A 17298-nucleotide genomic window follows, 5' to 3' on the forward strand; every position below is an offset into this window, starting at 1 on the left:
CTTGCATTTACACCCCTGATAGCTTGCTGGGATAGGGTCTAGGCATGCGCTCACGTCTGCCTCTGTCCTGCGGTTCCTTGGCCGCCGGCGTACTGCTTTCGGTACTGCTGGCAGGATGCTCGGCAAGCGTCGAGCCGGACGAAGACCCCCGCCCTTCCAAGCCTGCGATGGCAAGCACCCCTGCTCCCGAGTCCGGTGCAACCAGCGAACCGAAAGAGTTTTCGCTCATGGTTACCGGAGATGTCTTGTTGCATCCTCCGCTGCTCGAGCAGGCTCGCAGCGCTGCCAAGTCCGGCAACGGGAAGGAGTACGATTTTTCTGCTTTGCTTGCGGGCCTGAAGCCCTATGCGAACGACGCAGATGCCGCCCTATGCAATCTCGAAACCCCCATCGGTGCGCCACCGTACTCCGGCTATCCCCGGTTCACTGTCCCTGCGCAGATTCTCTCCGATCTCAAATCCATCGGCTATGACGGCTGCACCACTGCCACCAACCACACAGTCGACGCCGGAACCAGTGGGGTGAACAGGACCCTGGACGCTCTGGAGGAGCAAAAGCTATTTGCCACCGGGTCATACCGCAGCATGAAGGAAGCACAGGAACCGCCGATCATGCAGATCGACGGCATCAAGCTCGGCGTGATTGCCAGTACGTTCTCGCTCAATGGCCTGCCAGAGGTCGCCGACTGGCAGGTCGATACCGGAGTCGACGCGCAAAAGCTGATACAGCGTGGAAAATCGGCGCGCCAGGATGGTGCTGACATCGTGGTGGCCGCAATTCACGATGGCACTGAATATTCGAACAGGCCAACTGCCCAACAGCGCAAACTGGGCCGAGAGCTGGCCGAATCTGGAGTCTTCGACTTCATCTACATGCACCACACGCATTCGGCTCTGCCAATCGAAAAACACGATGGCACCTGGATCGTCTACGGGCTGGGAAATTCGGTGGCCAAGCATGCGACAAAAACCATCTTGAACCGAGAAGGAATCAGCGTCAAGGCAACGTTCAGCCACGATGAGAAGTCGGGTGACTGGAAAGTTTCACAACTTCAATGGGTGCCGCATATGCTCTCGCAATCACCGGTGGCATGGTGCCAGGTCTTCGAAGCATCGGCTTGCTTGCCCGAAGCCGATGCCAAGGCATCACTAGCCCGGACGACGGCCACCGTAAATGCCTACGGCGCATTCGATGATGGCCTGGAGGACTGGAAAATCGAATAAGCTAGCGTGCCGGTCAGGGCGCCCACGCGCCATCCACGGGAATGATCGCACGGGCCCATGCAAGCTGCGCGGGAGAAATATCGTCGAGTCCTGTCGTTTGTTGACAGGAACCTAACTCCTCCACGTCGAATTGATGGGTTATCCGGCCGTTCCCCAGATCCAGGACTTCAACAAAAGAGCCGGAGAGAACCGCTCCCACTTGTGCCTCAAGCTCGTCGAGCAGTTCCGGGACAGATTCATCGCAGGCATCGCAACCGCAGTGGGGCATGGCTGCCTGGAATAATGCGCCAAATCGAAGCTGCACCCCGGGAAACCTAGTGAAAACCAGGCCCATGGGTGCTCAACGCGAATCTTCCGGAAACAGTCTCACTGAGCGCACCAGCTCGTCACTGGGTACCCGTAATTGGGCAGCTAGGCCGGGGTCTTCGAAACACCGCACCTTGTAGAATTCGCAGATCCATTCCACGAGGGCCTCAGCCACAACTTGCACAGGAGAGAAGCGCTGCGGATGCGCTGTAACCGAGTAGCTCTCCGCTGGTGGTGCGTCGTCCCATCGTTGCCCATAGCCAATAGGTGCGCCACCGTCATCTGTGTAGGCATTGTGGGTTATCTCTGGACGCTGGTACCCCTGGAGCATGCTCAACTTTCTCATCGGATTTTCCGTATTTTCAGAGTACCTGTTTAGCCACTACCGCGGATTGAATCGATCCGGCGCTTTTTCCTGCTTGATTGCGCCTGGGGCCCTCGTCTTCAGCTCCATGTGGAGATAGCCAGCCGGGAAAAGTCCTCATGCCGCTTGATGCTGAAGTGTGACTTGAAAATCGCAACGGGGAAAACACGACACACCGAGCAACAAAATCAACTGCTGCTTCAGCCGGTACTAACGTTGATTCGGCGCCTAGTGCGCCTCGAACCCCGCAAACTATGAAGGTCACATCCATGCCGAAAATTGGCGTCCTCGCCCTCCAAGGAGATTTCCGCGAACATCTTGCATCCTTGCAGCGACTGGGACAAGAAACGCTCGCTGTGCGTACCCCGGACGACCTTTCGAAGGTCGACGCTTTGGTTATCCCCGGCGGAGAATCCTCGGTCATCGACCGGCTCTCCCGCAACTATTCACTGGCAGAGCCAATCAAGCAGCGCATCGCACAGGGCATGCCGGCCTACGGCTCCTGCGCGGGAATGATCATGCTGGCGGACCGAATTGAGAACCCTGCGGTCTCCAGCACTGGTGCCATCCAGCAGAGCTTCGGCGGCATCGACATGACGGTTCGGCGCAATGCCTTCGGCCGCCAAGTGGACTCCTTCGAATACCAGTTGGGCTTCTTGGGGCAGAACCTCGAAGCTGTATTCATTCGGGCTCCTGAAGCGGTGCAAGTAGGCGCCGATGTGCAAGTGATCAGCACGGTTCCAGCCGAAGGCGATGGCGAACAGGGTAGAATTGTTGCAGTACGCCAGGGAAATTTGTTGGCAACCAGCTTTCACCCGGAAGTCACCGGCAGCACGGCGATCCACGAATTTTTCATCCAACTCACGCGAGGAGACGCTTAAAGCATGTCAGGCCACTCCAAATGGGCAACCACCAAGCACAAGAAGGCCGCGATTGACGCCAAGCGCGCCAAAGCCTTCGCAAAATTCATCAAGGGCATCGAAGTTGCAGCCCGCGCCGGCGGCGCAGACATGTCGGGCAACCCGGCACTGGAACTTGCCGTCAGCAAGGCCAAGAAGAACTCTGTGCCAGTCAACAACATCGATCGCGCAATCAAGCGCGGTGCCGGCCTGACCGGCGAGGTCGTTGACTACACCGAAATCATTTACGAGGCACGTGGCCCGCAGGGCTCGGCTCTGCTGATCGAGTGCCTTACGGACAACAAGAACCGCGCAGCGTCCGAGGTTCGAGTTGGCATCACCCGCAACGGCGGCACCGTTGCCGACCCGGGGTCGGTCGCGTACTTGTTCAACCGCCAGGGCGTTGTCCGCTTGCCAAAGGGCGAGCTGACCGAAGACGATCTGCTGATGACCGTGCTGGATGCCGGTGCTGACGAGATCCTGGACGAGGACGAGAACTTCGCCATCGTTTCGGACCCATCGGACCTGCGTGCCGTGGCCACCGCATTGGATGAGGCTGACATCGCCTACGAATCCGATGAAATGGAATTCCTGCCTTCGATGAAGGTAGAGCTGGACGTTGACGGCGCCCGCAAGTTCCTCAAGCTCTTCGACGCATTGGAAGAGCTGGACGACGTGCAGAACGTCTACACCAACGCCGATCTGTCCGACGAGGTTCGCGCCGCGCTGGACGAAGAGCAGTAAAGGCTTGTCCCTTCGCGTTGTCGGCGTCGACCCCGGACTGACCCGTTGTGGCCTGGCCGTGGTCGACGTCGCTGCAAACAGGCAAGTTTCGCTGGTTGATGTCACCGTTGCCGGCACCCCGCCGGGCACCCCCTTGGACGCCCGGCTCTTGACGATCGCCAACGCCATCGACGCGTGGCTTGATGAGCACAAGCCGGATGTTCTGGCCCTCGAACGGGTCTTCGCTTCGGCCAACGTGTCTACCGTTATTGGCACGGCTCAGGTCACCGGTGTCGTCATCACGGCCGCAGCCCGGCGCGGCATCCCCGTGGCACTGCATACGCCCACCGAAGTGAAGGCCGCGGTGACCGGTTCAGGACAGGCAACCAAGGTGGCGATCGGTAAAATGGTTGCCAAGATCTGCCGTCTCGACGAGCCTCCCAAGCCAGCCGACGCAGCAGATGCTGTGGCTTTGGCGATCGCCCACGGCTGGCGCGGAGCAGCTGCAGGGTCGAATGCTTCGGCCTCGGCAGCCAGCGCTACAGGGTCCTCCCAGCTCACTGGTGCGCAACAAGCGTGGATCGCCGCCGAAGCCTCGGCCAAGCGCCGAGCTATTCGCCGGTAGGCAACACGACCCACCGTTGCGCCGCCCACGTCGCGATTCGTAGGTATCTTCGATAAACTGGGTTCGATCGAACATATATCCCAAGGAGTGGCATGATCAGCTCATTGACCGGCGCCGTGCAAGCGGTGACCCTGAATACTGCGGTAATTGACGTCAACGGCTTCGGCATGTTGATCAATGCCACCCCAGGAACCCTGGCAACCTTGCATGTTGGACGCGAAGCCACCGTATTCACTTCCATGGTGGTCCGTGAAGATTCCATGACCCTTTTCGGATTCGCCAGCGCTGAAGAGCGCGACGTGTTTGAAGTCTTGATTTCGGTCTCGGGTATTGGCCCGCGCACCGGCCTGGCGATTCTCGCAGTCCACAGCCCCGAAGAAGTGCGCATTGCGGCTAATACCAAGGACACCGCCGCTTTCACCAAGGTGTCCGGCATTGGCCCCAAGGGAGCTAGCCGAATTGTGCTGGAACTCAATGGCAAGCTCGTGCCAACCGGCGCGCCGGTCTCACCGGTGGCGGGTGCCGGCTCGCTCAGCGTCTGGGAGCCCCAGGTCATCGAAGCGCTCACCGGACTGGGCTGGAGCGAGAAGGACGCCACCAGCACTCTCAAGTCGCTCTCCAAGGCCGAACCGGAAATTGTTTCCGGCGGCAACGTCGCCGAAATTTTGCGTGCTGCGCTGCGCAGCATGTCCAGCGGAACCCGAGTCTAGGCCGGCTTCGAGAGGATCATGACGATGAACGATTCCACCGGGCTGACCAACGCCGGGAGCGAGCCCGAGGAACGGGTGCTTGAAGCAGCCTTGCGACCACGCAACCTTGACGACTTTGTCGGCCAGTCACGCGTCAGGCAGCAGCTATCGCTGGTCCTCGAGGCTGCCAAGATCCGCGAACGCACCGCAGACCATGTGCTGCTATCGGGGCCTCCGGGCCTCGGTAAAACAACGCTTTCCATGATCATTGCCGCGGAGATGAACGCGCCCCTGCGCATTTCTTCTGGCCCGGCAATCCAGCATGCGGGGGACCTCGCGGCCATTCTCTCCTCGCTGACCGAAGGCGAAGTTCTTTTCCTGGACGAAATCCACAGAATGTCCCGCCCGGCTGAAGAAATGCTCTACATGGCGATGGAAGACTTCCGTGTAGATATTGTTGTCGGCAAGGGCGCGGGAGCTACCGCCATCCCATTGGAGTTGCCGCCATTCACACTGGTCGGTGCCACTACCCGTGCTGGCCTGTTGCCTGGTCCGCTGCGCGACCGCTTCGGCTTTACCGGGCACCTGGAATTCTATGCAGTCCAAGAACTTGAACTTGTACTGCGCCGCTCAGCGATGATGCTGGATTTGAGCGTGACTTCGGCGGCCTTCACCGAGATCGCCGGCCGCTCGCGCGGAACACCTCGAATTGCCAATCGGCTGCTGCGCCGTGTGCGCGACTGGGCGCTAGTGCACAAGCTCGAAGAGATCGACCATAAGGCGGCCTCGGCAGCACTGGACATGTATGAAGTCGATGCGCGTGGGCTGGACCGATTGGACCGCGGCGTATTGGAAGCATTGTGCACCAAGTTTGGCGGGGGACCAGTAGGCCTATCCACCCTGGCCATTGCGGTCGGCGAAGAAACGGAAACCGTGGAGACCGTAGCTGAACCCTACTTGGTTCGCGAAGGCTTGATGGGGCGCACCCCACGCGGCCGCATCGCGATGCCAGGCGCTTGGGAGCATTTGGGACTGGCCATGCCCAAGGACGCCATCTTTGCCAGCGCCCAAAGCTATGAATCCGATGAGGATTAGGCAAGCAATACTTCACTGCCCGCGTAAATGGTCTGCCGGTTGACCGTATGCCATTAGACTAAAGACGCCCGACCTCTGCCCGTTTACGGGTCCGGTAGGGCGTCTTTGCCGTTAATGCCCGACCTTGGGCGACCCGGCAACCTAGAACTTTTGATCAAATCGCAACAATTCGTTAGCAGGTAAATACGTGAATTCCCTCGTAATCGCCCAGGCCGCCAGCGGCGGCTTCAACCCTTCGCTCATCTTGATGGTAGCGCTGTTTGCAGTGTTGATCTTCATGATGTTCCGTGGCCGCAAGAAGCAGTCCGCTCAGCAGGAGAAGCTGAAGAACAACACCGTGCCAGACGCGAAGGTGATGACCAACTCGGGCATCTTCGGCACTGTCGTGGGCATTGACGCAGAGGATCGCGTACAGGTCGAGGTCGCCAACGGCGTTGTGCTGACCCTGCACCGCCAGGCCATTTCCACCTTCCTGGATAACGAGCCAGCTGCCGCCGCAACGCAGCAGCCAGCAGAAACCAGCGATGTTGCTGAAACCCCAGAAGAGTCCCTGCGTCGCTTGAACGACGAGGGCAAGGACGAGCGCAACTCCTAATTTCCGGGTAGCAAGCGGTGGCCCGAAGCTACAGCCACCAACACGAGAAAGCACATTAGATGTCATCAATCAGACCTGTTAAGCAGGCGCGCAAGGCGTTGCTGTGGTTGCTGATCGTCTTCATCATCGCAACCGGCGTGCTGGTGGCTGGTGCAGCGAACGGTAAAACCGGGTGGGGACCAAAGCTGGCCCTCGACCTTGAAGGCGGCACCGAGATGATCCTGGCCCCACGGGTTCAGGGCGATCAGGAAATCAACCAAGAGCAGCTGGACCAGGCGGTGGAAATTATCCGCCAGCGTGTGGACGGCTCCGGTGTTTCGGAATCGGAAATCACCACACAGTCCGGTCGCAACGTTGTCGTATCCATGCCGGGTACACCCGACCAGGCAACCCGTGAACTGATCCAGGCTTCAGCAGCCATGGAATTCCGTCCGGTACTCGTCTCCGGCAGCTATCAAGCGACGCCGAAGGACCAGCGCACCGCCAAGGCTGATCTTCCCAAGCCAAACGGTGAACCTAAAAACGCTTCGGACACCAATTGGGTGACCGCAGATCTTTACCAGAAATTCGAAGCCTTCGACTGCACCAATGAAGAAGACAAGAAGAGCAGTGAAGACGCTGATCCCGCAAAGCCCATGATTTCTTGTGATGAGAGCGTGGGAGTCAAGTACATTCTTGGCCCCCAGGAAATCCCTGGCGACCAGATCTCCGACGCTTACGCACAGCTGGCCCGCGGAGTCAACGGTTCCGTCACTGGCGAGTGGGTTGTTGTCATTGAATTCAACCAGCAGGGCACCAAGACCTTTGCTGACACCACCCAGCGCCTGATTGCGCTCCAGGGTGCACAGAATCAGTTCGCGATCGTCCTTGACGGGCAGATCATCTCGGCCCCTACGACCAATGCCGTGATTTCCGACGGGCGCCCGCAGATCTCCGGTGGCTTCACCCAGGAAACTTCACAAGCGTTGGCCGAGCAGCTGAAATACGGCGCCTTGCCGATCAGCTTCGACATCCAGTCTGAGCGCCAGGTCTCTGCGACTCTTGGTGCCGACCAGCTGACTGCCGGTTTGATCGCAGGCATCATCGGCCTGGTGCTCGTATTCATCTACTCGCTGTTCCAGTACCGCGCACTGGGCCTGGTGACCATCGCTTCCTTGCTGGTCTCCGGTGTGCTCACCTACCTGTCCCTGGTCCTGCTTGGATGGGGAATGAACTACCGGCTGTCGCTGGCCGGTGTCGCGGGCCTGATTGTCGCGATCGGCTTGATCGCCGATTCGTTCATCGTCTACTTCGAACGCGTACGTGACGAGTTGCGCGAAGGCCGTCCGTTGGCCAGTGCCGTCGACATTGGCTGGGGCCGAGCCAAGCGCACTATCCTGGCTTCCAAAGCCGTGAACGTGCTGGCCGCAGTGGTGCTCTACATCGTCGCCGTCGGCAACGTGCGAGGCTTCGCCTTCACCCTGGGCTTGACTGCAATCATCGACCTTGTCGTGGTCTATGGCCTGACGCACCCAACGCTGGTGCTGCTGGCCCGGACCAAGTTCTTCGCCGATGGCCACCGCCTGTCCGGCCTTGATCCGTCGCTCTTGGGCGTTGAACCGCTGTACAAGGGCGCCGGCCAAGTTCGCCGATTCGGCGAGAATGCGGAGGCGAACCGCGGCAAGAAAAATGCCAAGGCTTCAGGCGAAGCAGCCAAGCGCATGACTATTGCTGAGCGCCGCCGCGAAGAGGCAGCCCAAGCGATCCGGCCTGGGAATGCATCGTCGAAGGCTCAGGAGGAGAACAATGAATAAGCTAGTGACTTGGGGCAACGAGCTCTACACCGGCAAGCGTTCCTACCCGTTCACCTCCAAGCACCGGCTTTGGTTCGCCATCGCAGGCGCAATGGTGATCCTGTCGATCCTTGTCCCTGTAGTCAAGGGCGGGTTCAATCTCGGCATCGACTTCCGTGGTGGCTCGGAATTCACCGTCTCGGATGTCCAGAACACCGATATCAAAATCGGTGAAAACGCAGTTACCTCGGTTGCATCGGGCGCCGAGGCCACGGTCACGAATATTGCACCGAACACCATGCGTGTTGAGACCGAGCGTCTGAGCGATGACGAAACTCTGGCAATCGCAGCATCTTTGGCTGAGGACTACGGGGTATCCAGTGACGAAGTGACCAGCAACTTCATCGGCCCAACCTGGGGGCAGGACGTTTCTCGCCAGGCGCTGCTTGGCCTGTTCGCTTTCGTGGTCCTTGTTGGACTCTTGATGGCCGCATACTTCCGCACGTGGAAAATGTCGCTGGCCGCCATCGTAGGCCTGCTGGTCGTGATCTTCGTGACCGCCGGCATCTATTCGGTCACCGGATTCGAGATTACGCCAAGTGCCATTATCGGCTTCCTGACGATTCTGAGTTATTCGCTCTACGACACCGTCGTGGTTTTCGACAAGGTTCGTGAAAATACGAAGGACTTCACCAAGCAGTCCAAGCGGACCTTTGAGCAGTTGGTGAACCTCGCGGTGAACCAGACCTTGGTCCGTTCAATCAATACCTCAGTGGTGGCCGTACTGCCCGTGGCATCGATTCTCTTCATCGGTTCCTACATGCTCGGTGCAGGTACGCTCAAGGATCTTTCCTTGGCCTTGTTCGTCGGCATTATCATCTCGGCGTTGTCCACCCTGTTCGTTCAAGCGCCGCTGTACCAATGGCTGCGCCGCAACGATTCGGATGTCGTTGAGCACTCGAAGAAAATGGCCGTCGCCTAATCGCACCCGGTCAGAAGAAGCGCCTCCAGCATTCGCTGGAGGCGCTTTTTCACAATGGCGTGAAGCGGTGTAATTAGTTGTCACCGGCCGAACGTGCTATAACAAATGAACTAAACAACGTGTTTTTTTGGTGCAAGGTCGTGGACGTAACCGCGGCCGGAAACTACCACCGGATGTCGCCACGCTAGCTCGCACAGGCCAGCGGCGTCAGGTGGCAATGGGGAAGGAGCGGGGCATGGCGAATACGTCAAACCTGAACAATTCGAAACGGCGCTCAATTTCCCGTTTAGTGCGGTTTGCCGGACGCGGCAGTACCCCGAGCACGTCGCCGACACTTGAGCCGCTGCTTCGCACAGTAAAGTCGAAGCATCCCCGTGCTGACCTCGACCTGCTCGTGCACGCCTATGAGGTAGCCGAAAAATACCATGATGGCCAGAAACGCAAAAGCGGTGACCCGTACATCACCCACCCCGTAGCCGTTGCTACAATTTTGGCCGAGATGGGAATGACCGGCGCAATTCTCGCTGCCGCGCTCCTGCACGACACGGTCGAAGACACCGAATACTCTCTTGAATCGGTCAAGAAGGAATTTTCGGAAGAAATTGCCATGCTCGTTGATGGCGTGACGAAACTCGACAAGGTCACCTACGGTGAAGCGGCACCGGCTGAAACCGTGCGCAAGATGGTTGTCGCCATGTCTCGCGACATCCGCGTCCTGTTGATCAAGCTTGCCGACCGCCTGCACAATGCCCGTACCTGGCGCTACGTTTCGCCTGAGTCTTCTTCGCGCAAAGCCAAGGAGACGCTGGAAATTTTCGCACCCTTGGCACATCGCCTCGGCATGAACACCGTGAAATGGGAACTTGAAGATCTTTCCTTCGCGGCCCTTCACCCTAAGGTCTACCAAGAGATCGTCCGCATGGTGGGGGATCGCACCCCCGAGCGAGAAAAGTACCTCTCCTCAATTCGCCAGACGCTCTCTGGCGACCTGGGCAATGTCGATATCCATGCCACCGTATCCGGGCGTCCAAAGCACTATTACTCGATTTACCAGAAGATGATTGTCCGAGGAAAGGACTTTGACGACATCCATGACTTGATGGGTGTTCGCATCCTGGTCGACACCGTCAAGGATTGCTATGGGGCACTGGGCGTCGTCCACGCAGAGTGGAATCCGCTGCCCAACCGCTTCAAGGATTACATCGCCATCCCGAAGCTGAACCTCTACCAGTCGCTGCACACCACGGTGATGGGGCCGGAAGGCAAGCCGGTAGAAATTCAGATCCGCACCCACGACATGCACGTGCGTGCCGAGTACGGCGTGGCTGCGCACTTCCAATACAAGCATGGCCAAAACGCGAACTCCATGCTGTCTCCGGAACAGAATATGGACTGGCTGCGGTCCTTGATGGAATGGCAGGCAGATACCACCGACTCCGAGGAATTCCTCGACGGGCTGCGCTATACGATCAGCTCCGCCGAGGTGTATGTCTTCACGCCCAAGGGCGACATCATGTCGCTGCCAGTGGGTGCAACTCCGGTGGACTTCGCCTACTCGATCCACACCGACGTTGGCCATCGGACGATCGGCAGCCGGGTCAACGGCAAGCTCGTGCCGCTGCATACCGAACTCAAACAGGGCGACGTAGTAGAGGTTTTCACTTCGAAGGCAGAAGGCGCCGGTCCATCCCAAGACTGGCAGAACTTCGTCAAATCACCACGTGCCAAAGCGAAGATCCGTGGATACTTCTCCAAGGAACGCCGTGAAGAAGCCATCGAAAAGGGCAAGGAGCTTCTGACCAAGGAGCTGCGGCGCAACCACCTGCCCCTGCAGAAATTGATGACTCACGACCTGCTGACCGCGGTTGCCAACGAGCTGCACCACACGGACATCTCGGCGCTGTATCAGTCTGTTGGCGACGGGCATACCAGTGCGCAGAACGTCATTGAGCATCTGACGGCCCTCATTGGCCCTCCTGAGGCCGAACAAGTCGATGAGGAAGCGGTAGTCCGCCCAAACGCTCCGAGCCCCACAACGGGCAACGACGCCGGCGTGATTGTTGAGGGCGTCGGCGACGTACTGGTGAAACTGGCTCGTTGCTGTACCCCAGTTCCACCAGACGAGATCCAGGGCTTTGTGACTCGTGGCGCGGGCGTCTCCGTGCACCGCTCGGATTGCTTGAACTTGACGCAGTTGTCAAACCAGCCAGATCGGCTGGTCAACGTCACTTGGGCAGCTAAGCACCACGGCGTGTTCCTCGTGGAGATCCAGGTGGAAGCGCTCGACCGCAAATCGCTGCTCTCCGATGTGACCCGAATTTTGTCCGAGAGCCACTTGAATATCCTCTCGGCCACGGTTCAAACCAGCAGGGACCGCGTGGCTTTGTCCCGTTTCTCCTTCGAAATGGGCGATCCGAAGTTCTTGAGCCACGTACTGAACCAAGTGCGCCGGATCGATGGCGTATACGACGTGTACCGCACCACTGCTGGCTCACGCCGCTAGAAACGCAACTGCCTCTAATAAATCACGCGGCCTGCGCGATGTCGTCAAAGGAATCGACTAGGCGCAGGGCGCGTGATCTTTCTGGGGACTTTTCACAAGCAATAAGGCATTCCCGGATCGACTCAAGATTCAAATAGGGATCATCCAGGGAAATTGCGTTGCCCAGAACTCGACTGGCTATTGGCAATGGGTCGAACTGGGCGCAGTCGCATACGCTGCGCAAGGCGGAAGTTACCTTGACCCGGCTACGGAAGACCATTTGCGTATCGGGAACTATGGCCTGCATGAATTGGGCATTCAACCCGAAGCCGGGTGCAAAAGGCCGATGGTAATTGCGCGTATAAATGCACAGCGTAAAGACTTCGGGCAGCAACCCATGAATCCAGGCGGCCGTTTGACGCGCCAGCACGGCATTGGAATTCAGCTCCCGCCCGCAGGCAAAAGCAGCAACCTGCGCGCGTAGCGAGGCAGTGATTTGAATCTGGCTGGGAAGAAAACAATCACCGAGCACCTCACGGAGCAAACCGTTCGAGGCCATCGCCTGCAACTCATTTCGGCTGAACATCTGGCCTGCGATCCAGAGGTCTTCTGGAATGCGCAACGCGGCGGCGCGTGGCCCGATAGCCTGGCAATTTCTAGATTCCATGTGGCTACTGAACCAGCAAGCGCCGCCGCGTTGAGCGTGTGCTGACGATCTGTGGATTACTTACTGGAAGTCGGCTGCCGATTTTTCCAGGGTGTTCAGCCACATGCGGCGTGCATCCAGTGCTTCCTGGGCCGCTGCGATCTGCTTTGCGTTGCCTTTGGCCTGGGCCTTGGCCAGATCCTCTTCCAGTGCAGAAATCGTGTCCTGCAGCTGGCTGAGCATCGAATTGGAACGCGCCTTGGTCTCCGGGTTGGACCGGCGCCACTGCTCATCTTCGGCGCCCTTGACAGCATCTTCAACCTGGCGAAGTGCTGATTCGACGCGCTGCAGGTCGTTGCGCGGCACCTTGCCAGCAGCTTCCCAGCGTTCGCGGATGGAATCCAGCTTGGCTTTGGCGGTGGCCAGATCCTTGATTGGCAACAGCGCACGAGCTTCCACGAGCAGAGCTTCCTTCGCCACAAGATTTTGGGCGTACTCTTCATCGATCTTGGCGTTCTCGGCGGCACGAGCCTGGAAGAAGACATCCTGGGCAGCGCGGAAACGGCCCCAGAGCTGGTCGTCATCCTTGCGCGAGGCACGGCGCGACTTCTTCCACTCGTCCATGAGCTTGCGGTACTCGGCGGCGGTGGCAGCCCAGTCCGTGGAGCTCTGCAGGGCTTCCGCGCGCGCGATCAATTCTTCCTTCACAGCCTTGGCCGAGGCGTTGGTCGAATCAAGCTGCGAGAAGTAGGCACGGCGATGGCGATCAAAAGTGGTGCGTGCGGCACGGAATCGCTTCCACAAAGCGTCTTCGGTGGCTCGTGGCAAGCGAACCGAAGAACGCTGGGAGGCCTTCCACTGCTCGAACAGCTCATTCATGGACGCCGAAGCGGTCTTCCACTGAATCTGCTCTGGACGCTTCTCGGCCATGGCTTCGGCCTGGGCAACGATGGATTCGCGCGTGGCCAGCTGCTCGGCACGGGCGGCATCGTGGGCCTTGCGCTGTTCTGCGGCGAGGTTCTCCACAGCAACACGGGCATTTTCCAGGCGCGATTCAAGGGCGGGGATGTCGCCAACCATGTGGCGCTCTGCGACGGTCGCCGACAGGGCCTGAACCGCCTTGCCCAATTCGCCGGCCGGAGCCTTGGCGACAACACGCTGTTCAAGGAGCATCAGCTGCGAGAGCGCATCGTCATATTTGCGCACAAAGTAGCCCAAGGCTTCTTCCTGCGTGGCATCTGGGTACTGGCCCACTGGGAACTCGGCGCCATCGATGATCACGAAGACGTGGCCGTCCTCGGTGATGCGGGCGAATTTAGCCGCTTCGTCGAGGGGAGTGGTGTGTGCGACGCTGGGCGCTACAACCGGTTTTGCAGCAGGCTTCTGCGCCTGCGGCAAAGGGGTCTTCTGGCTGTCGTCGGATTGCTGACTGGTGGTCACCGCTGAAACTCTTTCACTTTACGAGCACTTGCTTTAGCCAACTCTACCTGTGACCTCCGTTTCTTAGTAAGCCGACGTGCACAGGTTTCTTGCAAAACAGGCTTAAGATGGTTTGGTAGCCCAATTTGCACTAAGGAGTTTCATGGCACGCAAGGCCTCACTTTCAGGTTTCCCAGAATGGCTTCCAGCTGAACGGGCTGTTGAACAGCACGTGCTGGACACCTTGCGTCATGTTTTTGAACTACATGGTTTCGCCAATATCGAGACCCGTGCAGTTGAAACCCGCGCCCAATTGTTGCGCAAGGGCGAAATCGACAAGGAAGTCTATGGACTTTCGCGCCTGGCCGCCGAGGACGACAAGAACGATCCCAACGCCCTGGCCCTGCACTTCGACCTCACCGTGCCCTTCGCCCGCTATGTGGTGGAGAACGCCGGACACCTGGCCTTTCCCTTCCGCCGCTACCAGATGCAGAAGGTCTGGCGCGGCGAACGCCCTCAGGATGGCCGCTTCCGCGAATTCACCCAGGCCGACATCGACGTGGTCGGCGATGGCACCTTGCCGTTCAGCTATGACGTCGAATTGGCGTTGACCATTGCCGATGCGCTCTCCGCGCTGCCGATCGGGGACTTCCGCTTGCGCGTGAACAACCGCAAGCTGGCCGAAGGCTTCTACCGCGGCTTGGGCCTGGATGATCCGGATGCCGTGTTGCGCGCCATCGACAAGCTGGAAAAGATCGGCGATAACGCGGTCGCAAAGATTCTCGTGGAAGAAGTGGGCGCGACGCGCGAACAGGCCGAGGCGGCCTTGGCGCTGGCCAAGATCCGCACCATGGACACCTCCTTCGTTGACCAAGTCCGCGCCCTGGGTGTTGAGCACGAGCTGCTGGACACCGGCCTGGATGAACTCTCCCAGGTGATCGACGCGGCCTCGAAGCGCGCCCCGGGCAAGGTGATGGCGGACCTGTCCATTGCCCGCGGCCTGGACTACTACACCGGCACCGTCTACGAAACCGTGCTGGTCGGCCACGAATCCCTGGGTTCGATCTGCTCGGGCGGGCGCTACGAATCGCTGGCTTCCAAGGGCAAGAAGAACTACCCGGGCGTTGGCCTGTCCATCGGCGTCACCCGCCTGGTCTCGCGCATCCTGGCTGAAGAAGTAGTCACCGCCAGCCGCAGCGTGCCATCAGTGGTATATGTCACGCTGGCCAATGACGATTCCTGGCACGAGGCCCAGGACGTCGCCTCGCAGCTGCGCGGGCGCGGGATCGCTTGCGAAGTCGCAGCCAGCGCTGAGAAGTTCGGCAAGCAGATCAAATTCGCCGATCGCCGGGGGATTCCCTTCGTCTGGTTCACCCAGGCCGATGGCACCCACGAGGTCAAGGACATCCGCTCCGGCGAGCAGGTCGCAGCCGAGCCGGCCACCTGGATGCCCAACGCCGAAGACCTGAAGATCGCCATCAGCTAACGCTTCGGGCTTGGCCGCCCGCACCTGCACCGCCTTGCGGTGCACTAAACTTCATGGGGAGAAACTTTCCCAACCGACCGAAAGGATCGTAGTGCTACGCACTCATCAGCTGGGCGAATTGAACGCCGAGCACATTGGACAGCAGGTCACCCTCACCGGCTGGGTCGCGCGTCGCCGTGACCACGGCGGTGTCGCCTTCCTGGATTTGCGCGATGCCTCGGGCGTAGCCCAGGTTGTCGTGCGCGATGAAGAGGACTTCCACCCGCTGCGCAATGAGTTCGTGCTGCAGATCGCCGGCACCGTGGAGCGCCGGCCGGAAGGCAACGAGAACCCGAACCTGCCTACCGGGCAGATCGAGGTCATCGCGGACACCGTGACCGTGCTGAACACCGCCGCCCCGCTGCCTTTCCAGGTTGACGAGCATGTCGAGGTCGGCGAAGAGGCGCGCCTGCGCCACCGCTACCTGGACCTGCGCCGCCCGACCCCGGCCCGCAACATCCGCCTGCGCTCCGAGGCCAACCGCGTAGCACGCAACCTGCTGCACGATGCGGGCTACATCGAGATCGAGACCCCGACGCTGACCCGTTCCACCCCGGAAGGCGCCCGCGACTTCGTCGTGCCGGCCCGCCTGGCCCCGGGCAGCTGGTACGCGCTGCCGCAGTCCCCGCAGCTGTTCAAGCAGCTGCTGCAAGTCGGCGGTTTTGAGAAGTACTACCAGATCGCCCGCTGCTACCGCGATGAGGACTTCCGCGCGGATCGCCAGCCGGAGTTCACCCAGCTGGACATCGAGGCCTCGTTCGTCGAGGAAGATGACATCATCGAGCTCGGCGAGAAGCTGGTCACCGAGCTGTGGAACCTGATCGACGTGCAGGTCCCGACCCCGATCCGCCGCATGGCGTACTCGGAGGCCATGGCCAAGTACGGTTCGGACAAGCCGGACCTGCGCTTCGGCCTGGAACTGACCGAAATGACCGAGTACTTCGCGAACACCTCCTTCAAGGTCTTCCATTCCGAGTACGTCGGCGCCGTAGTCATGCCTGGCGGCGCTTCGCAGCCGCGCCGCACCCTGGATGCCTGGCAGGAATTTGCCAAGCAGCGCGGTGCCAAGGGCCTTGCCTACGTGCTGATCAAGGAAGATGGCGAGCTGGCCGGCCCAGTGGCCAAGAACCTCTCGGATGAAGAGAAGGCCGGACTGGCCGCTGCCACCGGCGCCTCTGCCGGCGACTGCATCTTCTTCTCCGCGGGCAAGAAGAACGAATCCCGCGCCCTGCTCGGCTCGGTTCGTGTCGAGATCGGCCACCGCACCGGGTTGATCAAGGAAGGCGACTGGGCCTTCGTCTGGATCGTCGACGCACCGATGTTCGAAGCCGCTTCGGATGCCGTGGCCTCGGGCGACGTGGCCGTGGGCGCCGGCGCCTGGACCGCTGTGCACCACGCGTTCACCAGCCCCAAGCCGGAGTTCATGGACACCTTCGACACCGACCCTGCCTCGGCACTGTCCTACGCCTATGACATCGTGTGCAACGGCAACGAAATCGGCGGCGGTTCGATCCGTATCCACCAGCGCGATGTGCAGGAGCGCGTCTTCAAGCTCATGGGCGTGACCCAGGAGCAGGCCGACACCCAGTTCGGTTTCCTGCTCGAGGGCTTCAAGTATGGCGCCCCGCCGCATGGCGGCATTGCCCTGGGCTGGGACCGCGTGCTGCAGCTGCTGACCAACTCGGAGTCCATCCGCGACGTCATCGCCTTCCCGAAGACCGGTGGAGGTTTCGACCCGCTGACCGCTGCTCCTGCACCGATCACCCCGCAGCAGCGCAAGGAAGCCGGCATCGACTTCAAGCCTGAGAAGAAGAAGGCCGAAGAGACCGAAGCCACGACTGAAGCCAAGTAGGCTTACGCAGCTATAAGAAGCCGGATGGAACGCACTTACGCGTTCCATCTGGCTTCTTTTTGCCTCAAAATAGGCCACGGCGTGGATTAATGCTGATTTTA

At 59.8% G+C, this 17298-nt stretch carries 14 protein-coding genes and 1 pseudogene; 12 read left to right on the plus strand and 3 right to left on the minus strand.

The genetic code is table 11. The features are described from left to right. Positions 1–44: 44 nt before the first annotated feature. Complete coding sequence (locus ACT7DV_RS15020; RefSeq protein ID WP_444663750.1) at positions 45–1223, plus strand: CapA family protein; 1179 nt, start codon at positions 45–47, stop codon at positions 1221–1223. A 13-nt stretch (positions 1224–1236) separates the two neighbouring features. On the opposite strand, the pseudogene ACT7DV_RS15025 reads toward ACT7DV_RS15020, so the two are convergent. Beyond that, a pseudogene (locus ACT7DV_RS15025) lies at positions 1237–1875 on the minus strand (DUF6226 family protein). A 287-nt stretch (positions 1876–2162) separates the two neighbouring features. On the opposite strand from ACT7DV_RS15025, the gene pdxT reads away from it, so the two are divergent. The 9 genes from pdxT (at position 2163) to ACT7DV_RS15070 (ending at position 11776) form a co-directional block, all read left to right on the plus strand. Continuing rightward, the gene (gene pdxT / locus ACT7DV_RS15030; RefSeq protein WP_084793194.1) at positions 2163–2774 is read left to right on the plus strand and encodes a pyridoxal 5'-phosphate synthase glutaminase subunit PdxT; all 612 of its coding nucleotides are present in this window, start codon (positions 2163–2165) and stop codon (positions 2772–2774) included. 3 nt (positions 2775–2777) lie between these two features. After that, a complete protein-coding gene (locus ACT7DV_RS15035) occupies positions 2778–3536 on the plus strand; it encodes a YebC/PmpR family DNA-binding transcriptional regulator (RefSeq protein ID WP_444663752.1) in 759 nt (252 codons plus the stop codon). A gap of 4 nt (positions 3537–3540) precedes the next feature. Further along, a complete protein-coding gene (ruvC, locus tag ACT7DV_RS15040; RefSeq protein WP_060701689.1) occupies positions 3541–4140 on the plus strand; it encodes a crossover junction endodeoxyribonuclease RuvC in 600 nt (199 codons plus the stop codon). 92 nt (positions 4141–4232) lie between these two features. Beyond that, positions 4233–4850: a Holliday junction branch migration protein RuvA gene (ruvA, locus tag ACT7DV_RS15045; RefSeq protein WP_060701688.1), complete on the plus strand. Its 618-nt coding sequence runs from the start codon at positions 4233–4235 to the stop codon at positions 4848–4850. 24 nt (positions 4851–4874) lie between these two features. Further along, the gene (gene ruvB, locus ACT7DV_RS15050) at positions 4875–5924 is read left to right on the plus strand and encodes a Holliday junction branch migration DNA helicase RuvB (protein ID WP_060701687.1); all 1050 of its coding nucleotides are present in this window, start codon (positions 4875–4877) and stop codon (positions 5922–5924) included. Between the two features lie 187 nt (positions 5925–6111). Further along, positions 6112–6519, plus strand: a complete 408-nt coding sequence (gene yajC, locus ACT7DV_RS15055; RefSeq protein ID WP_444663755.1) for a preprotein translocase subunit YajC — start codon at positions 6112–6114, stop codon at positions 6517–6519. A gap of 59 nt (positions 6520–6578) precedes the next feature. After that, complete coding sequence (gene secD, locus ACT7DV_RS15060; RefSeq protein ID WP_444663757.1) at positions 6579–8312, plus strand: protein translocase subunit SecD; 1734 nt, start codon at positions 6579–6581, stop codon at positions 8310–8312. Further along, a complete protein-coding gene (gene secF, locus ACT7DV_RS15065) occupies positions 8305–9273 on the plus strand; it encodes a protein translocase subunit SecF (RefSeq protein ID WP_444663759.1) in 969 nt (322 codons plus the stop codon). Before secD ends, secF begins: the two co-directional genes overlap by 8 nt. Positions 9274–9508: 235 nt before the next feature. Beyond that, positions 9509–11776: a RelA/SpoT family protein gene (locus tag ACT7DV_RS15070; RefSeq protein WP_060701683.1), complete on the plus strand. Its 2268-nt coding sequence runs from the start codon at positions 9509–9511 to the stop codon at positions 11774–11776. A gap of 22 nt (positions 11777–11798) precedes the next feature. On the opposite strand, the gene ACT7DV_RS15075 is transcribed toward ACT7DV_RS15070, so the two are convergent. Further along, on the minus strand, positions 11799–12377 hold the full coding sequence (locus tag ACT7DV_RS15075) for a hypothetical protein (RefSeq protein WP_444663761.1): 579 nt from the start codon (positions 12375–12377) through the stop codon (positions 11799–11801). Positions 12378–12482: 105 nt separating this feature from the next. Then, on the minus strand, positions 12483–13841 hold the full coding sequence (locus ACT7DV_RS15080; protein WP_444663763.1) for a DUF349 domain-containing protein: 1359 nt from the start codon (positions 13839–13841) through the stop codon (positions 12483–12485). Positions 13842–13983: 142 nt separating this feature from the next. On the opposite strand from ACT7DV_RS15080, the gene hisS reads away from it, so the two are divergent. Both hisS and aspS read left to right on the plus strand, forming a co-directional pair. Continuing rightward, positions 13984–15306: a histidine--tRNA ligase gene (gene hisS / locus ACT7DV_RS15085; protein ID WP_444663765.1), complete on the plus strand. Its 1323-nt coding sequence runs from the start codon at positions 13984–13986 to the stop codon at positions 15304–15306. A gap of 91 nt (positions 15307–15397) precedes the next feature. Beyond that, entirely contained in the window at positions 15398–17197 is a 1800-nt protein-coding gene (gene aspS, locus ACT7DV_RS15090; protein WP_444663767.1) for an aspartate--tRNA ligase, read from the plus strand. Positions 17198–17298: the final 101 nt, after the last annotated feature.

The sequence above is a fragment of the Glutamicibacter sp. TV12E genome (assembly GCF_052441935.1).
Taxonomy (GTDB): Bacteria; Actinomycetota; Actinomycetes; order Actinomycetales; family Micrococcaceae; genus Glutamicibacter.